The 18,471-nt window shown below is 46.5% G+C and carries 20 protein-coding genes; 12 read left to right on the plus strand and 8 right to left on the minus strand.

The genetic code is table 11. From position 1 onward, the window contains the following. Window positions 1-339: 339 nt before the first annotated feature. Both M1D67_RS03325 and M1D67_RS03330 read left to right on the plus strand, forming a co-directional pair. Window positions 340-1,257: a VanW family protein gene (locus M1D67_RS03325; RefSeq protein WP_326455579.1), complete on the plus strand. Its 918-nt coding sequence runs from the start codon at window positions 340-342 to the stop codon at window positions 1,255-1,257. Window positions 1,258-1,373: 116 nt separating this feature from the next. Then, complete coding sequence (locus M1D67_RS03330; RefSeq protein ID WP_020450370.1) at window positions 1,374-1,823, plus strand: YfmQ family protein; 450 nt, start codon at window positions 1,374-1,376, stop codon at window positions 1,821-1,823. 25 nt (window positions 1,824-1,848) lie between these two features. On the opposite strand, the gene M1D67_RS03335 is transcribed toward M1D67_RS03330, so the two are convergent. After that, the gene (locus tag M1D67_RS03335) at window positions 1,849-2,115 is read right to left on the minus strand and encodes a hypothetical protein (RefSeq protein WP_105980748.1); all 267 of its coding nucleotides are present in this window, start codon (window positions 2,113-2,115) and stop codon (window positions 1,849-1,851) included. Between the two features lie 97 nt (window positions 2,116-2,212). On the opposite strand from M1D67_RS03335, the gene M1D67_RS03340 reads away from it, so the two are divergent. After that, window positions 2,213-2,674, plus strand: coding sequence for a GNAT family N-acetyltransferase (locus tag M1D67_RS03340; RefSeq protein ID WP_095323735.1), 462 nt, complete (start codon window positions 2,213-2,215; stop codon window positions 2,672-2,674). A gap of 65 nt (window positions 2,675-2,739) precedes the next feature. On the opposite strand, the gene M1D67_RS03345 is transcribed toward M1D67_RS03340, so the two are convergent. Beyond that, window positions 2,740-3,420 (minus strand): SOS response-associated peptidase, encoded by a 681-nt coding sequence (locus M1D67_RS03345; protein WP_080131257.1) that lies wholly within the window; start codon window positions 3,418-3,420, stop codon window positions 2,740-2,742. A 39-nt stretch (window positions 3,421-3,459) separates the two neighbouring features. Further along, window positions 3,460-3,690: a hypothetical protein gene (locus M1D67_RS03350; RefSeq protein ID WP_025811974.1), complete on the minus strand. Its 231-nt coding sequence runs from the start codon at window positions 3,688-3,690 to the stop codon at window positions 3,460-3,462. Window positions 3,691-3,850: 160 nt separating this feature from the next. Between M1D67_RS03350 and M1D67_RS03355 the strand changes: the two genes are divergently transcribed. Next, window positions 3,851-4,465: a TetR/AcrR family transcriptional regulator gene (locus tag M1D67_RS03355; protein ID WP_026578969.1), complete on the plus strand. Its 615-nt coding sequence runs from the start codon at window positions 3,851-3,853 to the stop codon at window positions 4,463-4,465. Between the two features lie 15 nt (window positions 4,466-4,480). After that, a complete protein-coding gene (gene ppsA / locus M1D67_RS03360; RefSeq protein ID WP_479831582.1) occupies window positions 4,481-7,105 on the plus strand; it encodes a phosphoenolpyruvate synthase in 2,625 nt (874 codons plus the stop codon). A 26-nt stretch (window positions 7,106-7,131) separates the two neighbouring features. On the opposite strand, the gene M1D67_RS03365 is transcribed toward ppsA, so the two are convergent. The 3 genes from M1D67_RS03365 to M1D67_RS03375 form a co-directional block, all read right to left on the minus strand. Continuing rightward, window positions 7,132-7,416, minus strand: a complete 285-nt coding sequence (locus tag M1D67_RS03365; protein ID WP_020450376.1) for a hypothetical protein — start codon at window positions 7,414-7,416, stop codon at window positions 7,132-7,134. A gap of 65 nt (window positions 7,417-7,481) precedes the next feature. Then, entirely contained in the window at window positions 7,482-7,844 is a 363-nt protein-coding gene (locus tag M1D67_RS03370; RefSeq protein ID WP_479831583.1) for a DUF488 domain-containing protein, read from the minus strand. An 83-nt stretch (window positions 7,845-7,927) separates the two neighbouring features. Continuing rightward, window positions 7,928-8,692: an SDR family oxidoreductase gene (locus M1D67_RS03375; RefSeq protein ID WP_043054131.1), complete on the minus strand. Its 765-nt coding sequence runs from the start codon at window positions 8,690-8,692 to the stop codon at window positions 7,928-7,930. A 153-nt stretch (window positions 8,693-8,845) separates the two neighbouring features. On the opposite strand from M1D67_RS03375, the gene M1D67_RS03380 reads away from it, so the two are divergent. Next, entirely contained in the window at window positions 8,846-10,321 is a 1,476-nt protein-coding gene (locus M1D67_RS03380; protein ID WP_479831584.1) for a carboxylesterase/lipase family protein, read from the plus strand. A 20-nt stretch (window positions 10,322-10,341) separates the two neighbouring features. On the opposite strand, the gene M1D67_RS03385 is transcribed toward M1D67_RS03380, so the two are convergent. Continuing rightward, window positions 10,342-11,619 carry an MFS transporter gene (locus M1D67_RS03385; protein WP_479831585.1) on the minus strand — a complete coding sequence of 426 codons (1,278 nt, stop codon included), beginning with the start codon at window positions 11,617-11,619 and terminating at the stop codon, window positions 10,342-10,344. A gap of 369 nt (window positions 11,620-11,988) precedes the next feature. On the opposite strand from M1D67_RS03385, the gene M1D67_RS03390 reads away from it, so the two are divergent. The 5 genes from M1D67_RS03390 to M1D67_RS03410 all read left to right on the plus strand — a co-directional run bounded on the left by M1D67_RS03390 (window position 11,989) and on the right by M1D67_RS03410 (window position 16,784). After that, a complete protein-coding gene (locus M1D67_RS03390; RefSeq protein ID WP_020450381.1) occupies window positions 11,989-12,669 on the plus strand; it encodes a PspA/IM30 family protein in 681 nt (226 codons plus the stop codon). Window positions 12,670-12,704: 35 nt separating this feature from the next. Beyond that, entirely contained in the window at window positions 12,705-13,730 is a 1,026-nt protein-coding gene (locus M1D67_RS03395) for a TFIIB-type zinc ribbon-containing protein (protein ID WP_020450382.1), read from the plus strand. Further along, window positions 13,730-14,497, plus strand: coding sequence for a TPM domain-containing protein (locus M1D67_RS03400; protein ID WP_025811966.1), 768 nt, complete (start codon window positions 13,730-13,732; stop codon window positions 14,495-14,497). Before M1D67_RS03395 ends, M1D67_RS03400 begins: the two co-directional genes overlap by 1 nt. Window positions 14,498-14,518: 21 nt before the next feature. After that, on the plus strand, window positions 14,519-15,493 hold the full coding sequence (locus M1D67_RS03405; protein ID WP_101561712.1) for an SPFH domain-containing protein: 975 nt from the start codon (window positions 14,519-14,521) through the stop codon (window positions 15,491-15,493). Between the two features lie 235 nt (window positions 15,494-15,728). Beyond that, a complete protein-coding gene (locus M1D67_RS03410) occupies window positions 15,729-16,784 on the plus strand; it encodes an LLM class flavin-dependent oxidoreductase (RefSeq protein ID WP_106071192.1) in 1,056 nt (351 codons plus the stop codon). 35 nt (window positions 16,785-16,819) lie between these two features. Here the strand turns inward: M1D67_RS03410 and M1D67_RS03415 are convergent, their stop codons facing one another. Next, on the minus strand, window positions 16,820-17,647 hold the full coding sequence (locus M1D67_RS03415) for a TrmB family transcriptional regulator (RefSeq protein ID WP_020450386.1): 828 nt from the start codon (window positions 17,645-17,647) through the stop codon (window positions 16,820-16,822). A gap of 146 nt (window positions 17,648-17,793) precedes the next feature. On the opposite strand from M1D67_RS03415, the gene M1D67_RS03420 reads away from it, so the two are divergent. Then, window positions 17,794-18,426 carry a homoserine/threonine efflux transporter gene (locus tag M1D67_RS03420; protein ID WP_020450387.1) on the plus strand — a complete coding sequence of 211 codons (633 nt, stop codon included), beginning with the start codon at window positions 17,794-17,796 and terminating at the stop codon, window positions 18,424-18,426. The last annotated feature ends 45 nt before the right edge of the window (window positions 18,427-18,471 follow it).

Genomic DNA, 18,471 nt, shown 5'->3' on the forward strand with positions numbered 1-18,471 from the left:
TTGTAAATCGATTGAATTCATTTTCCCTGCTGGGGACAATCTTTTTTATCGGCAGTTATTTGACGTACAAATTTAATGGCATAGAGCTAGTTGGGTTCCTGTACTCAGGCATCACTTTTTTGATAATCCTGATAGCCACCACCATAATGTTATTCAGGCTAAAAAGAAAAGGAACCAATGAAAATAAACAGGCTTAATGCATGCTTTATACTATTTTTAACTTCCCTCCATTAGTGTAACCTTTCTCATCCATAATATAGATGATCATTAAAGCATCACACGTCCAGTACATCAAATATCATCTCCTGTTCATACTAATAGCGGGAGGTACATCGACTTATGCTGAAAATTTGGATGACTGGACTTTTATTATTAGCGCAGCCTGCGGGGCATTCTGACAGCTTAACGATCACCCAGCAAGGGAAGAAAGTGGCCGTTGTGAACCGCGAAGATTTTACAATGCCGCTTCCCGGGACACCGTTGATTGATGATAAAAAATACGCCGAGTTCGTTGACAGGCTTGAGCGGAAAGTACACAAGGATCCCGTCAACGCCGTGATCAATGATCAGGGAAGGATCGTTCCCGGCAAGGTTGGCTACAGCCTTTCCAGGAAGGGGGTTAGAGAGCAGTTTTATGCGTATTTTTATGGGGATGGTCCGTCCACAATAGAAGTGCCTGAATTGAACATTTACCCGAAAGTGGACAGCGAACTGCTTTCCCATATCCGGACACAGCGGATCGGTCAGTATGTGACGTATTTTAATTCCGGGAATAAAAGCAGGACGCACAACATTTCACTCGCGGCAAAAGCGATCGACAATCATGTTGTGTTTCCTAATGAGACGTTTTCATTTAACAAAGTTGTCGGTATGAGGACGCCGGACAAGGGGTATATGAAGGCTCCGGTGATCGTGAGAGGCGAATTGTCTGAAGGGGTTGGCGGAGGCATTTGCCAGGTTTCGTCAACATTGTTTAATGCGGTTGACCGGGCAGGACTGGAAATCGTCCAGCGCTATTCCCACAGCCGGCGTGTCCCTTATGTTCCGCCGGGGCGCGACGCGACGGTCAGCTGGGGCGGGCCTGATTTGCGCTTTCAAAATAAATATAACCAACCGGTCTTGATCAGGGCGAAACGGCATGGAGGAACGATGATTGTTACACTTTATTCCTCTGATGTGGTCAATCATCAGCTGCGGAAAGTTCCGAAGGCTCCTTCTGAAATCCCAAAAGAAGAGCATCAGAGCGGGGATCACTAAAGGTGAATGTTCACCTGGGCTGCACTTGTTCACACAATGTACAATAAAATCCTTTTGCCTGTATGATAGGATGAATCAAGGACATCTTTAAAATTCAGACAAGAGGAGATGATCGAGTGACATGGCTTTTTGTAACCTTTTTGGTTATCTTCAGTCTTTTTAAAATATTGGTCACTTGCCTTCCGAGTGGTGTCGTAGAGTGGCTGACCGGCAAATTTCAAGTTCATGTTAAGCTTGAGGAAGCGAATGTTACAGTGACGTTCGGAGGAGAGCGTTTAGAGGGATCTGACAAGAGTCAATTTATTCAAAACTTTAATGAGGCCGTATTTATGGAGCGGTATTACATCTACCCGGGAGACGAGCCGCTTTTTGTAAATCCGAAAAACGCCGGGACACCGTTTGTTATCGAAACAAAAAGAGGGAAAAACGCTGTGAAGCTGTTGGTTTACAGATACGATGATCATATAGACGTCGTTAAACAATATAAGAAAAAGACGGCCGCTTATTGTCTGCGTTCTGACGGTCTGCAAAAATGCAGGGGGCTCAAAACGGCGGATTTGGTTTAAAAAGCAGGGAAAACCTGCTTTTTTATTATGATATGAAATAAAGCCTGACAGCGCTGTAACCGATCAAAAATAAACAAGTAGCGATCGTAAAGATAAATTCTCCTTTTTTATTCTTCTTCAAAAGAACGAATGAACGCACACCGATGTTCAGTCCAAACAGGATGAATCCCCCATTCAAATAAACGGGATTGAACCCGGATGGAATGATGAGAAGAAATATCCCGGCAAGCGTGATATAATGGAACGCTTTGACAAGCGGCGGTTCTTTTTCCCGCGCTGTACGGCTGTCCATTTCACCATCACCTTTCTTTAGCAATAAAATCCTTGTATTGCATATTATTCTAATTTAAAATGTGGTTGATGAAAAGTCTTGCACAGGGAGAAACGCCATGACCATACATATTCAACAGCTTGATGCCCCTCTGAAGCCTGAGTTTGTTGCTGAACTGATTAATTTGTGGAATGATAATGCATTGGAAACGGCTGATTGCACATTGGATGATCAAGATAGACAAATGATACAGCAGCAGCTGAAACAATATGTTCAATCTGCATACGGAGCGGTTTTTGCCGTCGTGAATGAGAGGCAAGAAGCGGTCGGATACGGGCTGGCCTCTATTAAGAAAGATTTGGTCAGCGATTGTCTGAGCGGGCACATCGATGAAGTGTACATAGCCCCGGTCTATCGAAGAAACAAGCTGGGAAAGCTTGTTGCAGATCGTATGATGGATTGGTTTGAAAGGCATCAAGTGTCTCACGTTCAAGTATCGGTTGATATCGATAATCAATCGGCGCTGCGTTTTTGGGAAGGCATCGGCTTCAGCAGTGAATTTTATCTTCTGAAACATTAGTTTTTTGAATCAAGTGGGCGCGGCTCCTCTCGTCATGACCGGCCGCCTCGCCCAAAAGCCCCTTTTTATTGCAAAGGGGCTTTTTTGATGAGCTCAGGAGAATTATGATGCGGTGAATTGACGAGAGGCGCGACTTCATACGCTTCCATCTCTTTTGACCCATATGGTTTTAAAAGGCTTTCTAAGTATGCAAGGTCTTGATTTTTCGGATTCAGCCATTCTTTTTCAGCTTGACGATCAAGAATGACGGGCATGCGATCATGAATATCTTTCATTAAATCGTTGGGCATTGTCGTAATGATTGTGCATGTATAGACGGGCTTGCCGCCGGCAGGCTGCCACTTCTCCCAAAGCCCCGCAAACGAAAACAGTCCATTTGTTTTGAGCTTGATCCTCATCGGCCGCTTTGTCTTTGCATCGGTCCGCTTCCACTCATAAAAACTGTCTGCCGGAATGAGACACCTTTGTCTGATCAGCGGCTTTCGAAAGCTCGGCTTCTCAGCCAAAGTCTCAGCGCGCGCATTGATCATTTTATAACCGATTTTCTCATCCTTTGACCACGGCGGAATCAATCCCCACCGCAGCCGCCCTAACCGGTTATGGGAACCGTCGCTGATGACGGCGAGAATGCGCTGGGAAGGCGCGATGTTATAACTGGGGCTGTAATCTTCAATCGTCATTTGATCAATCTCGAAACGGTCAATAATCTCATCAAATTCAGAAAAGAGCGTAAACCTGCCGCACATCTTAGTCACCCTTGTTTGTTTATTGAAAGTTTGAGGCTTTTATATATAAATGGCCAACAAGGCCGCTGAAACAGCCATGACAAAGCAGTCATCGCCCGTCATGGCCACGCCGTTTTTGATGAATACGCTGCAGGTCCAGTTGAGCGCCGATCCTTCTGCGGTCCGGTCAATCAGCTTTTTACCCGCTGTGTAAACACATGCTTTAAATAAAGAAAACGAAATGGAACATAAAATAAAGAGCAAAATAAACTTTACCATCAACACCAGCATTGCCTTTTCACCCCGGAATATTTTGTAAGCTCCACCTTCATTTTACCAATAAATTCATATGTTAAAACCCTATTCTTGTTTTATTTTATTGACCGACTGGTCAGCAAGCGCTACAATTTATACTAACCGATTGGTCAATAACGAAAAGGAATGATGATCAATGCCTTTACAGCTTTATGAAAAAGAACAAATACTCGATGCCTGTTTGGAGGTTTTTGCCCGGCACGGCTATGCAAAGACTTCGACCGGAATGCTGGCGGAAGCGGCCGGTATTTCAAAGGCGCTGATTTTTCATCACTTTAAAAGCAAAAAAATTCTGTACTTAACTGTGCTCGATTATTGTATTGAAAAGGTAAAGTCGCGCCTTTCCCTTGATGACCTGTCGTCTTATCATGATTTTTTTGAAGCGAAAGAAAAAATAAGTCTGGCTAAGCTTGAGTTTTTCGCGGATTATCCAAACGTATATAAGCTCACGAAAGAAGCCTTTTTTTCGCCGCCTTCCGAATTAAAAGAAGAAATCGCCGCAAAGTATGGGGAGCAATTTGCCGTTAGAAATCGTATTCTAAAACAGCTTTTCGCAAAAGTTCCGTTGAGGAAAGGAGTCGATCGTGAAGAGGCGTTCGAACTCATCATGGTCATGATGGGGCATTTTGAACAAAAGTTTCTAGCGAAAGTAACGGCTGAGAACGATTATGATCCAGCCTGGAGCAGACGTCTTCTTGAAGAACGAAAACGGTTTTTGGATATGATTCGTTTCGGTATTGAAGGCGAATAAAAAGGGGGATTTCTGATGGGACGCTATGTATTGGGCTTTCATGAGGTCGATCGAGCCGATTTGCCGCTTGTCGGGGGGAAAGGGATGAACTTGGGCGAATTGTCCAAAATGGGCGGCATTCAAGTGCCTCACGGCTTTTGTGTAACCACAAAGGCATATGAAAGGATGATTGGCGAAAACGGCAGAGTCAGTGAACTGATTGATCAGCTGTCACTTTTGAAAGTGATCGATCGAGAGCAGATTAACGAACTCGCCCTCCAGATCCGCAATGGTATTGAAAGGGCCGAAATCGCCGAAGAGATCAAAGAAGCGGTTAAAAGCGCTCACTCAAATGCTGGCGGCGGTGCATATGCCGTCCGATCAAGCGCTACAGCGGAAGATTTGCCTCATGCCTCTTTCGCCGGGCAGCAAGATACGTATTTAAATATAAAAGGAATAGAGGCGATCTTGAAGCATATCAGCAAATGCTGGGCTTCATTGTTTACAGAGCGGGCCGTGATCTACCGGGTTCAAAACGGTTTTGACCACCGTAAAGTTCAATTATCGGTCGTCATCCAGCAGATGGTGTTTTCGGAGGCGTCCGGCATTTTGTTTACGGCAGATCCCGTTACATCCAACCGGAAGGTCACCTCGATTGATGCGAGCTTTGCTTTGGGGGAGGCGCTTGTATCTGGTATGGTTTCGGCAGACAACTACAAGGTTCGCGAAGGCGAGATCGTTCAAAAAACGATTTCCGAGAAAAAGACGGCAGTCTATTCTTTGGAAAGCGGCGGCACTGAGGCGCGTGAAGTCGAAGCGGGACGCCGGAAAAAGCAAACATTAACAGATGAACAGATCATACAGCTTGAAGCACTGGGAAGGAGAATCGAAGCTCATTTAGGTTTTCCGCAGGATATTGAATGGTGTCTGGCTGATGGCGAATTTTTCTTTGTCCAGAGCCGGCCTGTAACGACATTGTTTCCTCTTCCGAAACAGAGCGATGACAAGCTGCGCGTCTATATGTCTGTCGGGCATCAGCAAATGATGACAGAGCCGATCAATCCGCTTGGGATATCGTTTTTCGGGTTGATCTCGGGTTATGAGCTGACCTGTGCCGGCGGAAGGCTTTTTATTGATTTATCACACGATTTGGCATCTTTTGCTGGTCGGAAAGTCGTCCTCAGCACGGCGGGGAAAAATGATCCTTTCATGCATAGCGCTCTTGTGAATTTTTTGAAAAGAAAGGAGCTTGTCAAAACCCTGCCTAAAGGGAAGCGGATGTTTAGATTAGGGGCTGAGGGGCTGTCATGGTCGCTGCCTGGTCATGCGCTGAAGATTTACCGGAAAAACGACACAGGTGTAGTCAAACGGCTCATGTCCAAAGCGGAAGCATCCATCCATGAGGCTGAACAGCGATTGAAAAATGCATCGGGTGAAACGTTATTTGCACAGATAGAAGAGGATCAAAAAAACTTGAAAAAAGTTCTCTATGATTCAGAGAGCATGGCTGTGATTATGGTTGGTTTATATGCGGTATACTGGCTCAATCGAAAAATGGAGAAATGGCTTGGCGAAAAAAATGTCGCCGATACCCTTTCTCAATCGGTATTGCACAATGTCACATCTGAAATGGGATTGGCGCTTTTGGATGTTTCCGATGCTGCCAGAGGATACCCCGAGGTTCAGAAATATTTAGCGCATGCCAATGATGAAACCTTTTTCGAAGATCTCAAACAGCTTGACGGCGGTCCCGCTTTTATCAGCGCATTGCGGGCATTCCTTGAGAAATACGGCATGCGCTGCACCGGTGAGATCGATATGACCAAGACGCGCTGGAGCGAACGCCCTTCCATTCTTGCTCCAGTGATTTTGAGCAACATCAAAAACTTTGAACCTGGTGCGCGAACGGTCAAGTTTGAACAGGGGCGATTGGAAGCGGAGCAAAAGGAGAGGGATCTGTTAAGCCGTCTGCAACAACTAAAGGGAGGCAGACAAAAGGCAAAAAAGACAAAGAAGATGATCAGCGTTTTGCGGAATTTTATCGGTTATCGGGAATATCCCAAATATGCTCTGATCAAACGCTATTTTATATATAAGGAAGCGTTGATGAAAGAAGCCGCCATTTTGCAGCGAAAGAAGCTGATTCAAGCGAAGGAGGATATTTATTATCTGTCTTTTGATGAATTGAGAGAGGCCGTTTGCGCTAATCGTCTCGATGTGAAGAAGATCGAGGAAAGAAAAGCAGAATATCAGCATTATGAAAAATTAACGCCTCCGCGAATGATGACTTCAGAAGGCGAGGTCATCACGGGAGAAGTTCTGGGAGACCACATTCCGGCGGGAGCATTGGCGGGCGTTCCTGTTTCATCGGGAGTCATCGAAGGTAGGGCAAGAGTGATTCTGAAATTGGAAGAAGCCGATATCGAAGAGGGGGATATCCTTGTCACGCCTTTTACAGATCCGAGCTGGACACCGCTGTTTGTCTCAATCAAAGGTTTGGTGACGGAAGTGGGCGGCCTCATGACACATGGCGCCGTCATTGCGCGGGAATACGGGCTTCCGGCGGTGGTAGGGGTTGAGCATGCTACGAAAGAAATTAAAGACGGACAGAAGATCAGGATTAACGGATCGGAAGGCTATGTTGAAATACTCGAATCATAAAAGTGAGCGCAGCTTCAAGCTGCGCTTTACTGTTTATAAAGGTCGGCGGACAACATCCAATCCATCAAATGCTGATACGGATAATAGGTTGTGCCATTTAATTCAATTTTAGGTATGTCAGGATATTTACTCAGCATTTCTTTCGTTTCTACTTTACTTAAACCTAAATAATAATGTAAATCGCCTTCTTTGACTAAATAGGGATAGCCTGAATAACTCCCTTTTGGGTTTTTAAAGTTTTTCAAGCCGTCACCGATAAAATAGCCTAAAGCCGCTAAACCAAGCCCGATCCAAAACAGGTTCATTTCCATGTTTACCATCCTTTTCGCATATTGCTTTATCTGTCATACGAAAAGCGTTGAAAAAAGTTTCAAGGTCAAAGGCTTTGCCGGTTCAGCATCTCATAAAGAACGACGGCATGGTTATGGCGCTCATCCTTTGCACCGTAAAGCAGAATAACGGTTTCGTCCGCAGCCATTTCTTTTAATTCCTTGAAGCTTCTCTGTTTTTCAGGGTGTTGTTTGATTTCATTTTGATAGGCTTCTTTAAACGATTCGAATTTTTTCGGGTCATGACCGAACCATTTTCTTAAATCAGGACTTGGAGCGATTTCTTTCATCCAGCAGTCAAGGTTCGCTTTTTCTTTTGAAATGCCGCGCGGCCACACACGGTCGATTAAAATGCGGCGTCCTTCTGCATGCTGGTTTTCTTGATAAATGCGCTGGAGAATAAACGGCATTTGGATCACTCCTTCTCATTTTATGATAAAACGGCCGTCTGGAAGGAACAACCTCTATTGAAATGACAATGCCAACATTCCTTTTATTCGATGGAATGTTTTAAAGAACTGTACATTTGGCTGACGCTTTCATCGATTTCATCTCTTGACATCCGCAAGGCTTTTTCCGATCTGGCATAGCCGATTTCTAATCGGCCTTCTTCCAGCCCTTTAAAAATCGCATCGGCAAATTCATCCAAAGGAGCTCCGGAATCATGCAGTCCGACACCGCCCAGATCTGTATTGACCGCGGGAGGAGCGACCTCTATGACATCAACGCCGGCCTCGGAAAGCTGATGTCTTAAACTCATCGTAAAAGAATGGAGAGCGGCTTTTGTCGATGAGTAGATCGGTGCGATCGCCATCGGTGTAAACGCCAGGCCTGATGTCACATTGATGATCGCTGTTTTCCCCGGTTTTTTGGCAAAGTATTGGCTAAAGAGCATGGCCAGGTGGATCGGCGCCTCCATGTTGACGGTGATTTCTTTTTTGTAGTCAGCCCAATTGTCTATGACATCTGCTTTTAAAATGTGGTAGCGCTGCTGTATACCCGCATTATTCACAAGTACATTTACGCCAGGGTGACGTTCTTTGACCCATTCAAATAATGCCAGTCGTTCCGTTTCATCGGTTACATCGCATACACGCGTGATCAGCTCCGGATATTTTTCCTTTGCTTCTTTCAGCTTGCTTTCCCTTCTCCCGCAGACGATGACCGTATTTCCCGATTTCATAAATCGTTCGGCAAAAGCAAAGCCGATTCCTGATGCGCCGCCTGTGATCAGTATTGTGTGTCCCGACAGTTTCATTGAAACCCCTCTTTTCCGTCAAATTTTTAAACAATAGGTTGAACATCTCTTCTGATCCTATACTAGACCCTTCATTTTCCAAAATGCAAGTATTCCGATTAGACGGTATCGTCCGATTCCATTATCATTGAAAAGTGAAAGGGGTGGAATAAAATGTATGAAACGACTGTCCAAACGTGCTTTGGAAAGCTGAAAGGCAGAACGGAAAACGGTGTCCGTATCTTTAAAGGCGTACCTTTCGCAAAACCTCCCGTCGGCAAGTTAAGGTTTCGGGAACCGCAGCGAATGGAAGCCTGGGAAGGTGAGCGGGAGGCCTTTCAATTTGGTCCGGTTTGTCCGCAGCCTGACAGGGGGTTGCCTGGTGAGTCAACGGGGATTGAAAAGTCTGAGGATTGCCTTTATTTAAATGTGTACGCACCTGAAGAGGCGGATGGGGATCTGCCTGTTATGGTGTGGATTCATGGGGGCGCTTTTTATCTCGGAGCCGGCAGTGAACCGTTCTATGACGGGACTCAGCTCGCAAAGCAGGGAAAGGTGATCGTGGTCACCATCAATTATCGCCTCGGTCCGTTCGGTTTTTTGCATCTTTCTGCAATTGATGATTCCTACACAAGCAACCTTGGCCTCTTGGATCAAATCGCGGCCCTTGAGTGGGTGAAAGAAAATATCGCTTTCTTTGGCGGAGACCGTCATCATATTACGGTATTTGGAGAATCGGCGGGATCGATGAGCATCGCTTCGCTCTTGGCGATGCCGAAAGCAAAGGGGCTTTTTCAACAGGCCATTATGGAAAGCGGGGCGTCCGCAACATTGTCTGAAAAGCTTGCGAAAGCCGCAGCAGAAAGATTCTTAACGATTCTCGATATTGATCATCATCATCTGGAGCGCCTTTGCGATGTATCTGATCAAGAACTTCTTCAAGCCGCCGATCAGCTGCGTACTTTAATGGGAGAAAATATTTTTGAATTGATCTTTCAGCCTGCACTTGACGAAAAAACCCTCCCGCTGAAGCCGGAGGCCGCCGTCGCGAAGGGAGCGGCAAAAGGAATCGGTCTATTAATCGGAACAAACTGCGATGAAGGCGCTTTGTTTTTTGCCTCTGATTCGGAACTTTTGCCTGAGAGGAAGATTAATGAGATTTTAGAAGAATACATGGGAAAAGAGGCCGCTGAAGCCGCCGCGCCTCTGTATCCGAGATCATTGAAAGGCCATGTTGATATGATGACAGATCTAGTCTTTTGGCATCCGTCCGTTGTGTTCGCTTCGGCTCAATCACGACATGCATCTGTCTTTATGTACCGGTTTGACTGGCATGCCGATTCGGAGCATCCGCCGTTCAACAAAGCGGTGCACGGCTTAGAGATTCCGTTTGTATTTGGCAATATGGACAGTTTGGAACAGCTGACAGGTACGAAGGCTGGGGAGGAAGCGCATCTGCTTGCTAAACAGATCCAGGCTGCCTGGGTGTCTTTTGCCCGCTCCGGAAATCCGAGCACCGATGATGTCAGCTGGCCTGATTATGATGAAGATTCACGGAAAACGCTGATTTTTGATCAAGAGATCGCGATTGAAAACGACCCGTATTCAGAGAAGAGGAAGCTGTTGACAGCCTCAAACCTGCAGGTTTAGAACAAGCGGCTGACCACAGGTCAGCCGCTTTGGTGGTAGCGTTCGCTTTGAATGGCTTCAAGCGATTTGCCGCGCGTTTCCGGCGCCATACGGAGCCCGATGATCATATGAATGACGAGAAATGCAATCATGACGGCGCCGGCTGTTTTAAAGCCCAATCCCGTAATCATCGCAGGAACGATCAATGAGATGAGCCCGACGCCGATGCGGACGATGAAGAACATAAAGCCTTGGGCGAGCGCCCTGTATTTCGTATGAAAAAGTTCTGCCGCCCACAGCCCGTAAAACGCCTGCGCTCCAAATCCCGCAGAAATGCCCCACAGGCATACGAATAATAAAAGCTCAGTGATGTTCATCGTACCGAAGGTGAGGATGACCCATGCGGCGATTGCCATGGCTGCTCCTATGCCAAAAAGCGTTTTCCGATTGACTTTATCGCCGAGACGGATAAAGACGAAGTATGTGGACGCCACTGTCAAAATCCATAAAAATGCCTGCAGCAGGTTGGCTTGCGCCGCTGTTAAACCGCCGACCGTCTCATAAATATACGGCATGAAATATCCCATTGTTCCGGCAACAAGGTTCCAAAACGCGTAAATTCCGATAAGGAGAATCATGGCGTGGAGGTTCGCTTTGTTGGTCAACAGCTCTTTGATTGATGCCTTTTCTGTAACTCCTTTTGCTTTGTCTTCAGCTTCTTTTCGCTTTTGCTCCTCCCAGATGGACGATTCGTGAATCTGCTGCTGCAAAATCCACGTGATGACCGCGACAACGAATAATTGGGCAAAAATCAACCGGCTTCCCAGCAAACCGAGCGGTGCCAAGGCAACCGATAGTAGCAGCGTAAGCGCCGGTCCGACCGACCATGCCAGCTGCCCCCAGCCGACGCGTCCGGCACGTTCGTGATCAGGCGCCTCCTCGGCAATATAAGTCCAAGCAGCCGGAATCGCTGCGCCCACCGCAATTCCCGTCACGATGTAACCGGTTAAAAGCATCGGAAAATTAAACGACACGGCAATCAGCAAAACGCCAAGCATATAGACTAATAGATCGTACTTGTATATGAATTTTCTCCCGTAACGGTCGACTAAAAAACCGCCGAGAAAAGCGCCGATCGCCGCGCCGAAACCATTTGCGCTTAAGGCGCCGAGAAGCCCGACCCGGGCGTCGTCCAACCCTAAATATTCAACCCATAACGAAAGCCCGCCGGCCCCTGCGACGATTGATCCCGCCTCCAAATAGTTGGACATGGCAACCGTGATCGTCGACTTCAAACTGCCTTTTTTTCTCCCTGGCATGATTCGCTCCCCTTTCAAATCAGAATTCTTTTCTGACAGAAGCCGGATTGATGCGTTGAATGCTGGATTTTTCTTTCGTGAGTCACGCGAATATGTAAGCGCTGTCATTTTCTGGTGATACCGACCCTGCATCCGTTCCAGCTTGCATGCTGTTCCGAATGTTTTTCATATAGTATTACTTTATTCGGTAATCAAAAATAAATCAACATATAAATCAGAATATTCCGTCTGAATATTTTTGTTTTTGTTTGAAAATTTTTCTCGAAAAACTGCCATTATATCAATTTTTTATTAAAAAACCGAAACTTTTCCTCTGGAAAAATAGTATATTTAAACTAAGTATATTTTACTATGAGGAGGAGTTTTTAGATGAGTATATTAAGCAGGTTCAAAGACATTATGGCCAGCAATATTAACGCTTTGCTTGATAAAGCAGAGGACCCGGAAAAAATGGTGGATCAGTACGTCAGGAACTTGAACAGCGACTTAAACAAAGTAAAGGCGGAAACGGCGTCTGTCATGGCGGCCGAGCAAAGGGCAAAAAGAGAACTGGCGGATTGCCGGGCGGAAATCGACAAGCTTGAGCGCTATGCAATGAAGGCTTTGGAAGCCGGCAGCGAGGCGGATGCCCGAACATTTTTAGAAAAGAAAGCGGTGCTGGAAACGAAGGCGTCCGAATTAGAAACTGCATTACAAACGGCGTCATCCAATGCGCTTCAAATGAAAAAAATGCACGATAAGCTTGTTTCCGATATCGGAGAGCTTGAAGCGCGCCGGGCCGCGATCAAAGCGAAATGGACAGCGGCGAAAACACAGGAAAGAATGAATAAACTCGGTGCATCTGCAGCGAATGCCAACCATTCAATGTCCGCTTTCGGCAGAATGGAAGAAAAGGCCAACCGGGCGCTTGATGAAGCGAATGCGATGGCTGAACTGAACGCCGCTCCTCAAGATGACGTAGAAGACCTGAAAGCTAAATATGACAGCCCCTCTGGTGTGGATGATGCGCTTGCCGCACTGAAAGCAAAAATGGCGGGTCAAAAGTCATAACAATTTGAAATGAATAAAGTGAGAGGTTAAGAGACATGGTGATTTCTTATAAATGTCCGGGCTGCGGGGATGACATGGCCTTTGACGCTGAATCCGGCACGCTGGCCTGCCGGAGCTGCGGGAGACAGGACAAGATTGAAAACATTCCGGAAGAATTAAAAACAGCGAGATTTACTGAAGACGAAGCAACAGAATATCATTGCCAAAACTGCGGCGCTATTTTGATCACTGAAAAAGAAACGACGGCTACCTCCTGCAGCTTTTGCGGGGGAGCGGCTGTGATCCCCGACCGCCTGTCCGGAAACCTTGCCCCGGCAAAGGTCATTCCTTTTACGATCAGCAAAGAGGAAGCGGCAGACGCGTTTCGCAAGTGGTGCAGAAAAGGGCTGTTAACACCAAAGGGCTTTATGTCGGCGGACCGGATTAAAAGCATCACAGGCATGTACGTTCCTTTCTGGATGTACGATTTAAACAGCAAAGTGCAGGTCAGCGCCCGCTGCACAAAGGTACATAGGTATACACAGGGCGACTACATCTATACGAAGACCGAACATTATGATGCGTTTCGCGATATCAATCTCGACTACATCAAAGTCCCGGTGGATGCATCAGAAAAGATGAACGATGAATTGATGGACAAATTGGAGCCTTATCCGTATGATCAGCTGAAAGATTTTAAAACGGCCTATTTGGCAGGCTACATCGCTGAAAAATATAATTACGATGATGAAGAGCTTTTTCCGCGGGCGAAAAGCAAAATCAGCGGCTACATCGAGTCATATATCGATTCCACCTTATCCGGATACAGCTCCGTCGATGTGAAAACGAAACACGTCGATACGCAAAAAATGAAAAGCTTTTATGTGCTTTTGCCCGTCTGGATGGTCAATTACAACTACAAACAAAAGGATTACATTTTTGCGATGAACGGACAAACGGGAAAAGTCGTCGGCAAGCCGCCGATCAGCTCATTTAAAGAAAAGATGTGGTTTAGCGGACTAGCTGTCTCCATATTTGCGGTCTGGAAAATCATCGCTGCTGTGATGGGAGGCGGGGCATGATGAGAAATTTATTGAGAAGCGCAATGATCCTATGTATGATTTTCCTTGTCTTCATCCCTATAGCCTCCGGTGCGGCAGCCTCTGAACAGAAGCGGTATGTTTATGATGAAGCGGGGCTTCTGACCAAACAGGAAATCGAGAAGCTGGAGACGCTGGCAGCTAAATTAGGCGCCGAACGGGAAACCGACTTTATCATTGTGACGACCCATGATACGAATAGCCGCGATGTGAAGAAATTTACTCAGGACTTCTATGACGAAAAAGCGCCCGGCTATCAGAAAAAGCATGGAAATGCAGCCGTGTTAACGGTTGATATGGAGCATAGAGAAGTCTATCTTGCCGGCTTTAAAAAGGCTGAAGAATATTTGAATGACGCCAGACTGGACAAAATTAGAGAAAAAATCACGCCGGATATATCTGACAATCATTATGAGACCGCATTCGAAATGTTTATGAAGGCGGCGTATGATGATATGGAGAAGAAACCATGGGCGGACAGCATCTTTTTTAAGACATGGTTTCAATTGCTTGTGTCAGCAGTCATCGCGGGAATTGCCGTCGCCATTATGAAATACAATTCAGGCGGCAGAGTGACCGTAAGTGCAAACACGTATATGAACGGTGATACTTCCGGAGTGATCAGAAAGAATGACGAGTACATCAGAACGACCGTCACAAAACAAAGAAAACCGTCCAATAATAAAAGCTCAGGCGGCGGAACGACGAGCGGAGGACATTCGCACAGCGGCAGCCGGGGAAGCTTTTAGAAAGGGAAAGGAAGAGCTCAAATGGTGTTTTTTAAGAATCAATTTGCAAATGTAGTAGAGTGGGATGAATTTCGCGATGATATGATTTTCTACAAATGGAACAACCGCGAAATCAAAAAGGGGAGCCGGCTGATCATTCGTCCCGGTCAGGATGCCGTCTTTTTAAACAATGGAAAAATTGAAGGCATATTCCAAGATGAAGGCGACTATGATATCGAATCTGAAATTATTCCTTTTTTATCTACTTTAAAAGGTTTTAAATTTGGCTTTAACAGCGGGATGCGCGCCGAAGTCCTGTTTGTCAATACGAAGGAGTTTACCGTCAAATGGGGGACGAAGAATGCCATCAATATCCCGGCTGCAGGACTACCGGGCGGCATGCCGATCAGAGCGAACGGCACATTTAATTTTAAGGTGAATGATTATGTCGCATTAATCGATAAAATTGCCGGTGTGAAAGATCAGTATGTTGTGGAAGATATCAAAATACGGATCACATCTATCCTTGATCAGCTTTTGATGAAGTGGATCACAAAAGAAGGAAAAGATATGTTCAACCTTCAAGCCAACGCCTTTGATATCGCAAAAGGGATCAAGGAAGACCTTGATATGGAGATTGTCAGCGACGGCATGACGATTACAGGCTTTAACATCATGAGTTTCAATTATCCGAAAGAAATCCAGGACATGATCACGAAGAACGCTTCCCACGGCATGGTCGGCGATCTGAACAGATATCAGCAGATATCCATGACAGACGGCATGGCTTCAGGAAAGATGACAGGCGGCAGTGCCGCATCCGATATGGCCGGCATGATGATGGGAATGAACGTAGCGAACCAAATGATGAATCAGATGAACCAAAATCAGCAGGCACAGACACCAACGCCCCAAAGCACGCCGCAGGCAGGGGCAAAGCCGAACTTCTGTCCAAACTGCGGAACGAAAACGGGTGAAGCCAACTTCTGTCCGAACTGCGGGCAGAAGCTAGTGTAAGCTGGTATCTTCTTTGTGAATGCATGAATACCAGACCAGCATGATTGCGGCAGACCAAGCTGGAAAACAAATGGAGCAGAAGCTGATCCTGATTCACAAGTCGGATCAATTGCATGATCAGAACGCCCGCCGTATTCTATATATAATAATGTGAGTGCCGGGTGAAAAGAATACGGCATACATCAATCAATGATGTACAGAATAATTAAAGGAAACAATGTGGAGGAAAAGCGACATGGAATTAGGCATCAGCACCTTTGTAGAAACGACCCCTGATATCAAAACCGGAAAAGCCATCAGCCATGCGAAGCGGCTGCGCGAAGTAGTGGAGGAGATCGTCCTTGCCGATCAGGTGGGATTGGATGTATTCGGAGTTGGAGAGCATCATCGTCAAGATTACGCAGCTTCTTCTCCTGCCGTCGTCCTGGCCGCAGCGGCTGCACAGACGAAGCACATCAGATTAACGAGCGCGGTCACCGTGCTGTCGTCGGCTGATCCCGTCCGTGTTTTTCAGGATTTTGCGACGCTCGACGGGATTTCAAACGGCAGGGCGGAAATCATGGCGGGCCGAGGGTCTTTCATCGAATCCTTTCCGCTGTTTGGATATGATTTAGATGATTATAATGAGCTCTTTGAAGAAAAGCTTGATCTGCTGCTCGAGCTGCAAAAGTCGGAAAGGGTCACATGGAGCGGCAAACATCGTCCGGCTATTCAAAATACAGGCGTGTACCCGCGCCCTGTGCAGAATCCGCTGCCTGTATGGATCGGAAGCGGCGGAAACCAGGAATCCGTCGTGCGCGCCGGCCTGCTCGGCCTGCCGCTGGTTCTCGCGATTATCGGGGGGAGTCCGCAGCATTTCGCCCCGCTTGTTGAGCTTTATTACAAAGCGGCGGAACATGCAGGGCATGATGCCTCAAAGCTGACAGTCGCTTCCCATTCCCACGGCTTTATTGCGGAGGATACCGAGACGGCCGCCGATCGGTTTTTCCCTTCCACCCAGCAGGCTATGAATACACTCGCGAGGGAGCGGGGCTGGGGGCCGTACAGCCGGTCGAGCTTCGATGCAGCCAGAAGCTTTGAAGGGGCGCTCTATGTAGGCGATCCCGAGACGGTGGCGGAAAAAATTATTCACCTGCGCAAGAATGTCGGGATCACCCGCTTTTTGCTTCACGTTCCGGTCGGTTCGATGCCGCACGAAGATGTCATGAAGGCGATTGAACTTTTTGGAACAAAAACGGCGCCGCTCGTCAGGGAAGAAGTATCCCGCTGGGAGGCTACCGAAAGATCATAATTATAAAAGGCCCGCGCTTTCTTTGCGCGGGCCTTTTATTTCATATAATGCTTTTTGAAATCCGGATGAATCGAAAATTTTCGGCGCAAATGGATCAGGTTTTCGCCGAAACTTTCCTCCAATACCTCTCTGTGCTTCTTCATAATTTCCATCAGATACAGATCATGAATCATCACTTCGGTAATCGGCATCACCAAGCCTACATGCATCGTCCAGGCTGCGCGGCTGTCTTTCCCGTGCGAGACAATGCCGGCCACGACTTCCGAATCGTCGACGCTGAATACAAGCCAGCGTCCGTCGTACTCTTCTGTAATTTGCGTGCTGCTGTCATGGAGATAGACATTGGCGAAATCAGCTTCAATGTCGCCGTACGCAATGATGGTGACGATGACGCCTTTTTTTGCGGCCTGCTTGAGTTCCGGCTCCAATTCAGGAAAATCCTCTTTCCAAATTTCGAGGAGAATCCTTTTTCCGGCTGATGATATACAAGCCTTTACTTTATCGATAATCTCGCTTCGTCCGGTGATGTTCCAAATATTTTCCCGGTCATTTGCAGTGCGCTCAAACTTCTCGAAATATTTTTCTGCCTGTTCAAAAGTCTCTTCCGCTTTCAGCCGCCGGTTTTTAATCAGTTCCTTGGCGGGAACGGGGATGTACTGCGGTGTGCCGCCGTAGCTGACAAAGATATCGCCGCGGATCACGAGGCTCTCCAGCACTTCGTATATTTTCGACCGGGGAACACCCGATTTTTTTGCCACCGCATAGCCTGTCAGCGGCGATTCTTCCAAAAGCGCCAAGTATGCTTTCGACTCATACTCGGTGAAATTCAGGTTTTTCAGTACGTCTAATATGTTTTCCTTCATAAGCCCTCCAGCTTCAACAAGAGTCGCTACCTTTGTCACTCATATTTTGCTGGATGTATTGATTTATTTCAAGTCCGCTGATACACTTTTTAATAAGTGGTTACTAAAGTAGTCACTATATAAACCAGTATGGGGGGAGACATCTGATGGATAGCCTGCTGTCATACATATCGATTGCCGCCATGATGGTGGTGATACCAGGAGCAGATACGATGCTTGTGGTGAAAAACACGCTTCGCTACGGGCCGAACGCCGGGCGCTGCAATGTTCTCGGTTTGGCGACAGGGCTTTCTTTCTGGACGCTGATTGCCGTTCTCGGCTTAGCGGTGGTGATTGCGAAATCGGTGATTCTGTTCAATACGATCAAATACTTGGGGGCGGCCTATTTAATATATTTAGGCATTAAAAGCTTTTTCGCGAAAAAAATGTTTTCTTTGGAGGACATACAAGCCGAGAAGAACAAAACCGAAAACGCATCAAGCCGGCATTATAAGGATTCGTTTATGCAAGGATTGTTCAGCAACGTTCTGAATCCGAAAACTGTTTTGGTTTATATCACGATTATGCCTCAATTTATTAATTTAAGAGAAAGCGTCAACCAGCAGTTGATCATCCTCGCTTTAATCCTTACCTTTCTTGCTGTGTTTTGGTTCCTCATCCTCGTATATTTGATCGATTTCGCAAAAAAATGGCTGAGAAGCGTGAAATTCCAGAAGGTCTTTCAAAAAGCCGCGGGGCTGGTGCTTGTCGGGTTTGGCGTTAAAACGGGTTTGGATTGATATCGGATAAGGAGTGAGTTTTGACTCGCTCTTTTTTTGTTTATT

This window comes from Bacillus sp. PK6-025 (assembly GCF_056530265.1).

Coding starts and splice junctions, on each gene's coding strand:
- M1D67_RS03325 (WP_326455579.1), top strand. CDS start 340: ATGCTGAAAATTTGGATGACTGGACTTTTATTATTAGCGCAGCCTGCG.
- M1D67_RS03335 (WP_105980748.1), bottom strand. CDS start 2,115: ATGGACAGCCGTACAGCGCGGGAAAAAGAACCGCCGCTTGTCAAAGCG.
- M1D67_RS03340 (WP_095323735.1), top strand. CDS start 2,213: ATGACCATACATATTCAACAGCTTGATGCCCCTCTGAAGCCTGAGTTT.
- M1D67_RS03345 (WP_080131257.1), bottom strand. CDS start 3,420: ATGTGCGGCAGGTTTACGCTCTTTTCTGAATTTGATGAGATTATTGAC.
- M1D67_RS03350 (WP_025811974.1), bottom strand. CDS start 3,690: ATGCTGGTGTTGATGGTAAAGTTTATTTTGCTCTTTATTTTATGTTCC.
- M1D67_RS03355 (WP_026578969.1), top strand. CDS start 3,851: ATGCCTTTACAGCTTTATGAAAAAGAACAAATACTCGATGCCTGTTTG.
- ppsA (WP_479831582.1), top strand. CDS start 4,481: ATGGGACGCTATGTATTGGGCTTTCATGAGGTCGATCGAGCCGATTTG.
- M1D67_RS03365 (WP_020450376.1), bottom strand. CDS start 7,416: ATGGAAATGAACCTGTTTTGGATCGGGCTTGGTTTAGCGGCTTTAGGC.
- M1D67_RS03370 (WP_479831583.1), bottom strand. CDS start 7,844: ATGCCGTTTATTCTCCAGCGCATTTATCAAGAAAACCAGCATGCAGAA.
- M1D67_RS03375 (WP_043054131.1), bottom strand. CDS start 8,692: ATGAAACTGTCGGGACACACAATACTGATCACAGGCGGCGCATCAGGA.
- M1D67_RS03380 (WP_479831584.1), top strand. CDS start 8,846: ATGTATGAAACGACTGTCCAAACGTGCTTTGGAAAGCTGAAAGGCAGA.
- M1D67_RS03385 (WP_479831585.1), bottom strand. CDS start 11,619: ATGCCAGGGAGAAAAAAAGGCAGTTTGAAGTCGACGATCACGGTTGCC.
- M1D67_RS03390 (WP_020450381.1), top strand. CDS start 11,989: ATGAGTATATTAAGCAGGTTCAAAGACATTATGGCCAGCAATATTAAC.
- M1D67_RS03395 (WP_020450382.1), top strand. CDS start 12,705: ATGGTGATTTCTTATAAATGTCCGGGCTGCGGGGATGACATGGCCTTT.
- M1D67_RS03400 (WP_025811966.1), top strand. CDS start 13,730: ATGAGAAATTTATTGAGAAGCGCAATGATCCTATGTATGATTTTCCTT.
- M1D67_RS03405 (WP_101561712.1), top strand. CDS start 14,519: ATGGTGTTTTTTAAGAATCAATTTGCAAATGTAGTAGAGTGGGATGAA.
- M1D67_RS03410 (WP_106071192.1), top strand. CDS start 15,729: ATGGAATTAGGCATCAGCACCTTTGTAGAAACGACCCCTGATATCAAA.
- M1D67_RS03415 (WP_020450386.1), bottom strand. CDS start 17,647: ATGAAGGAAAACATATTAGACGTACTGAAAAACCTGAATTTCACCGAG.
- M1D67_RS03420 (WP_020450387.1), top strand. CDS start 17,794: ATGGATAGCCTGCTGTCATACATATCGATTGCCGCCATGATGGTGGTG.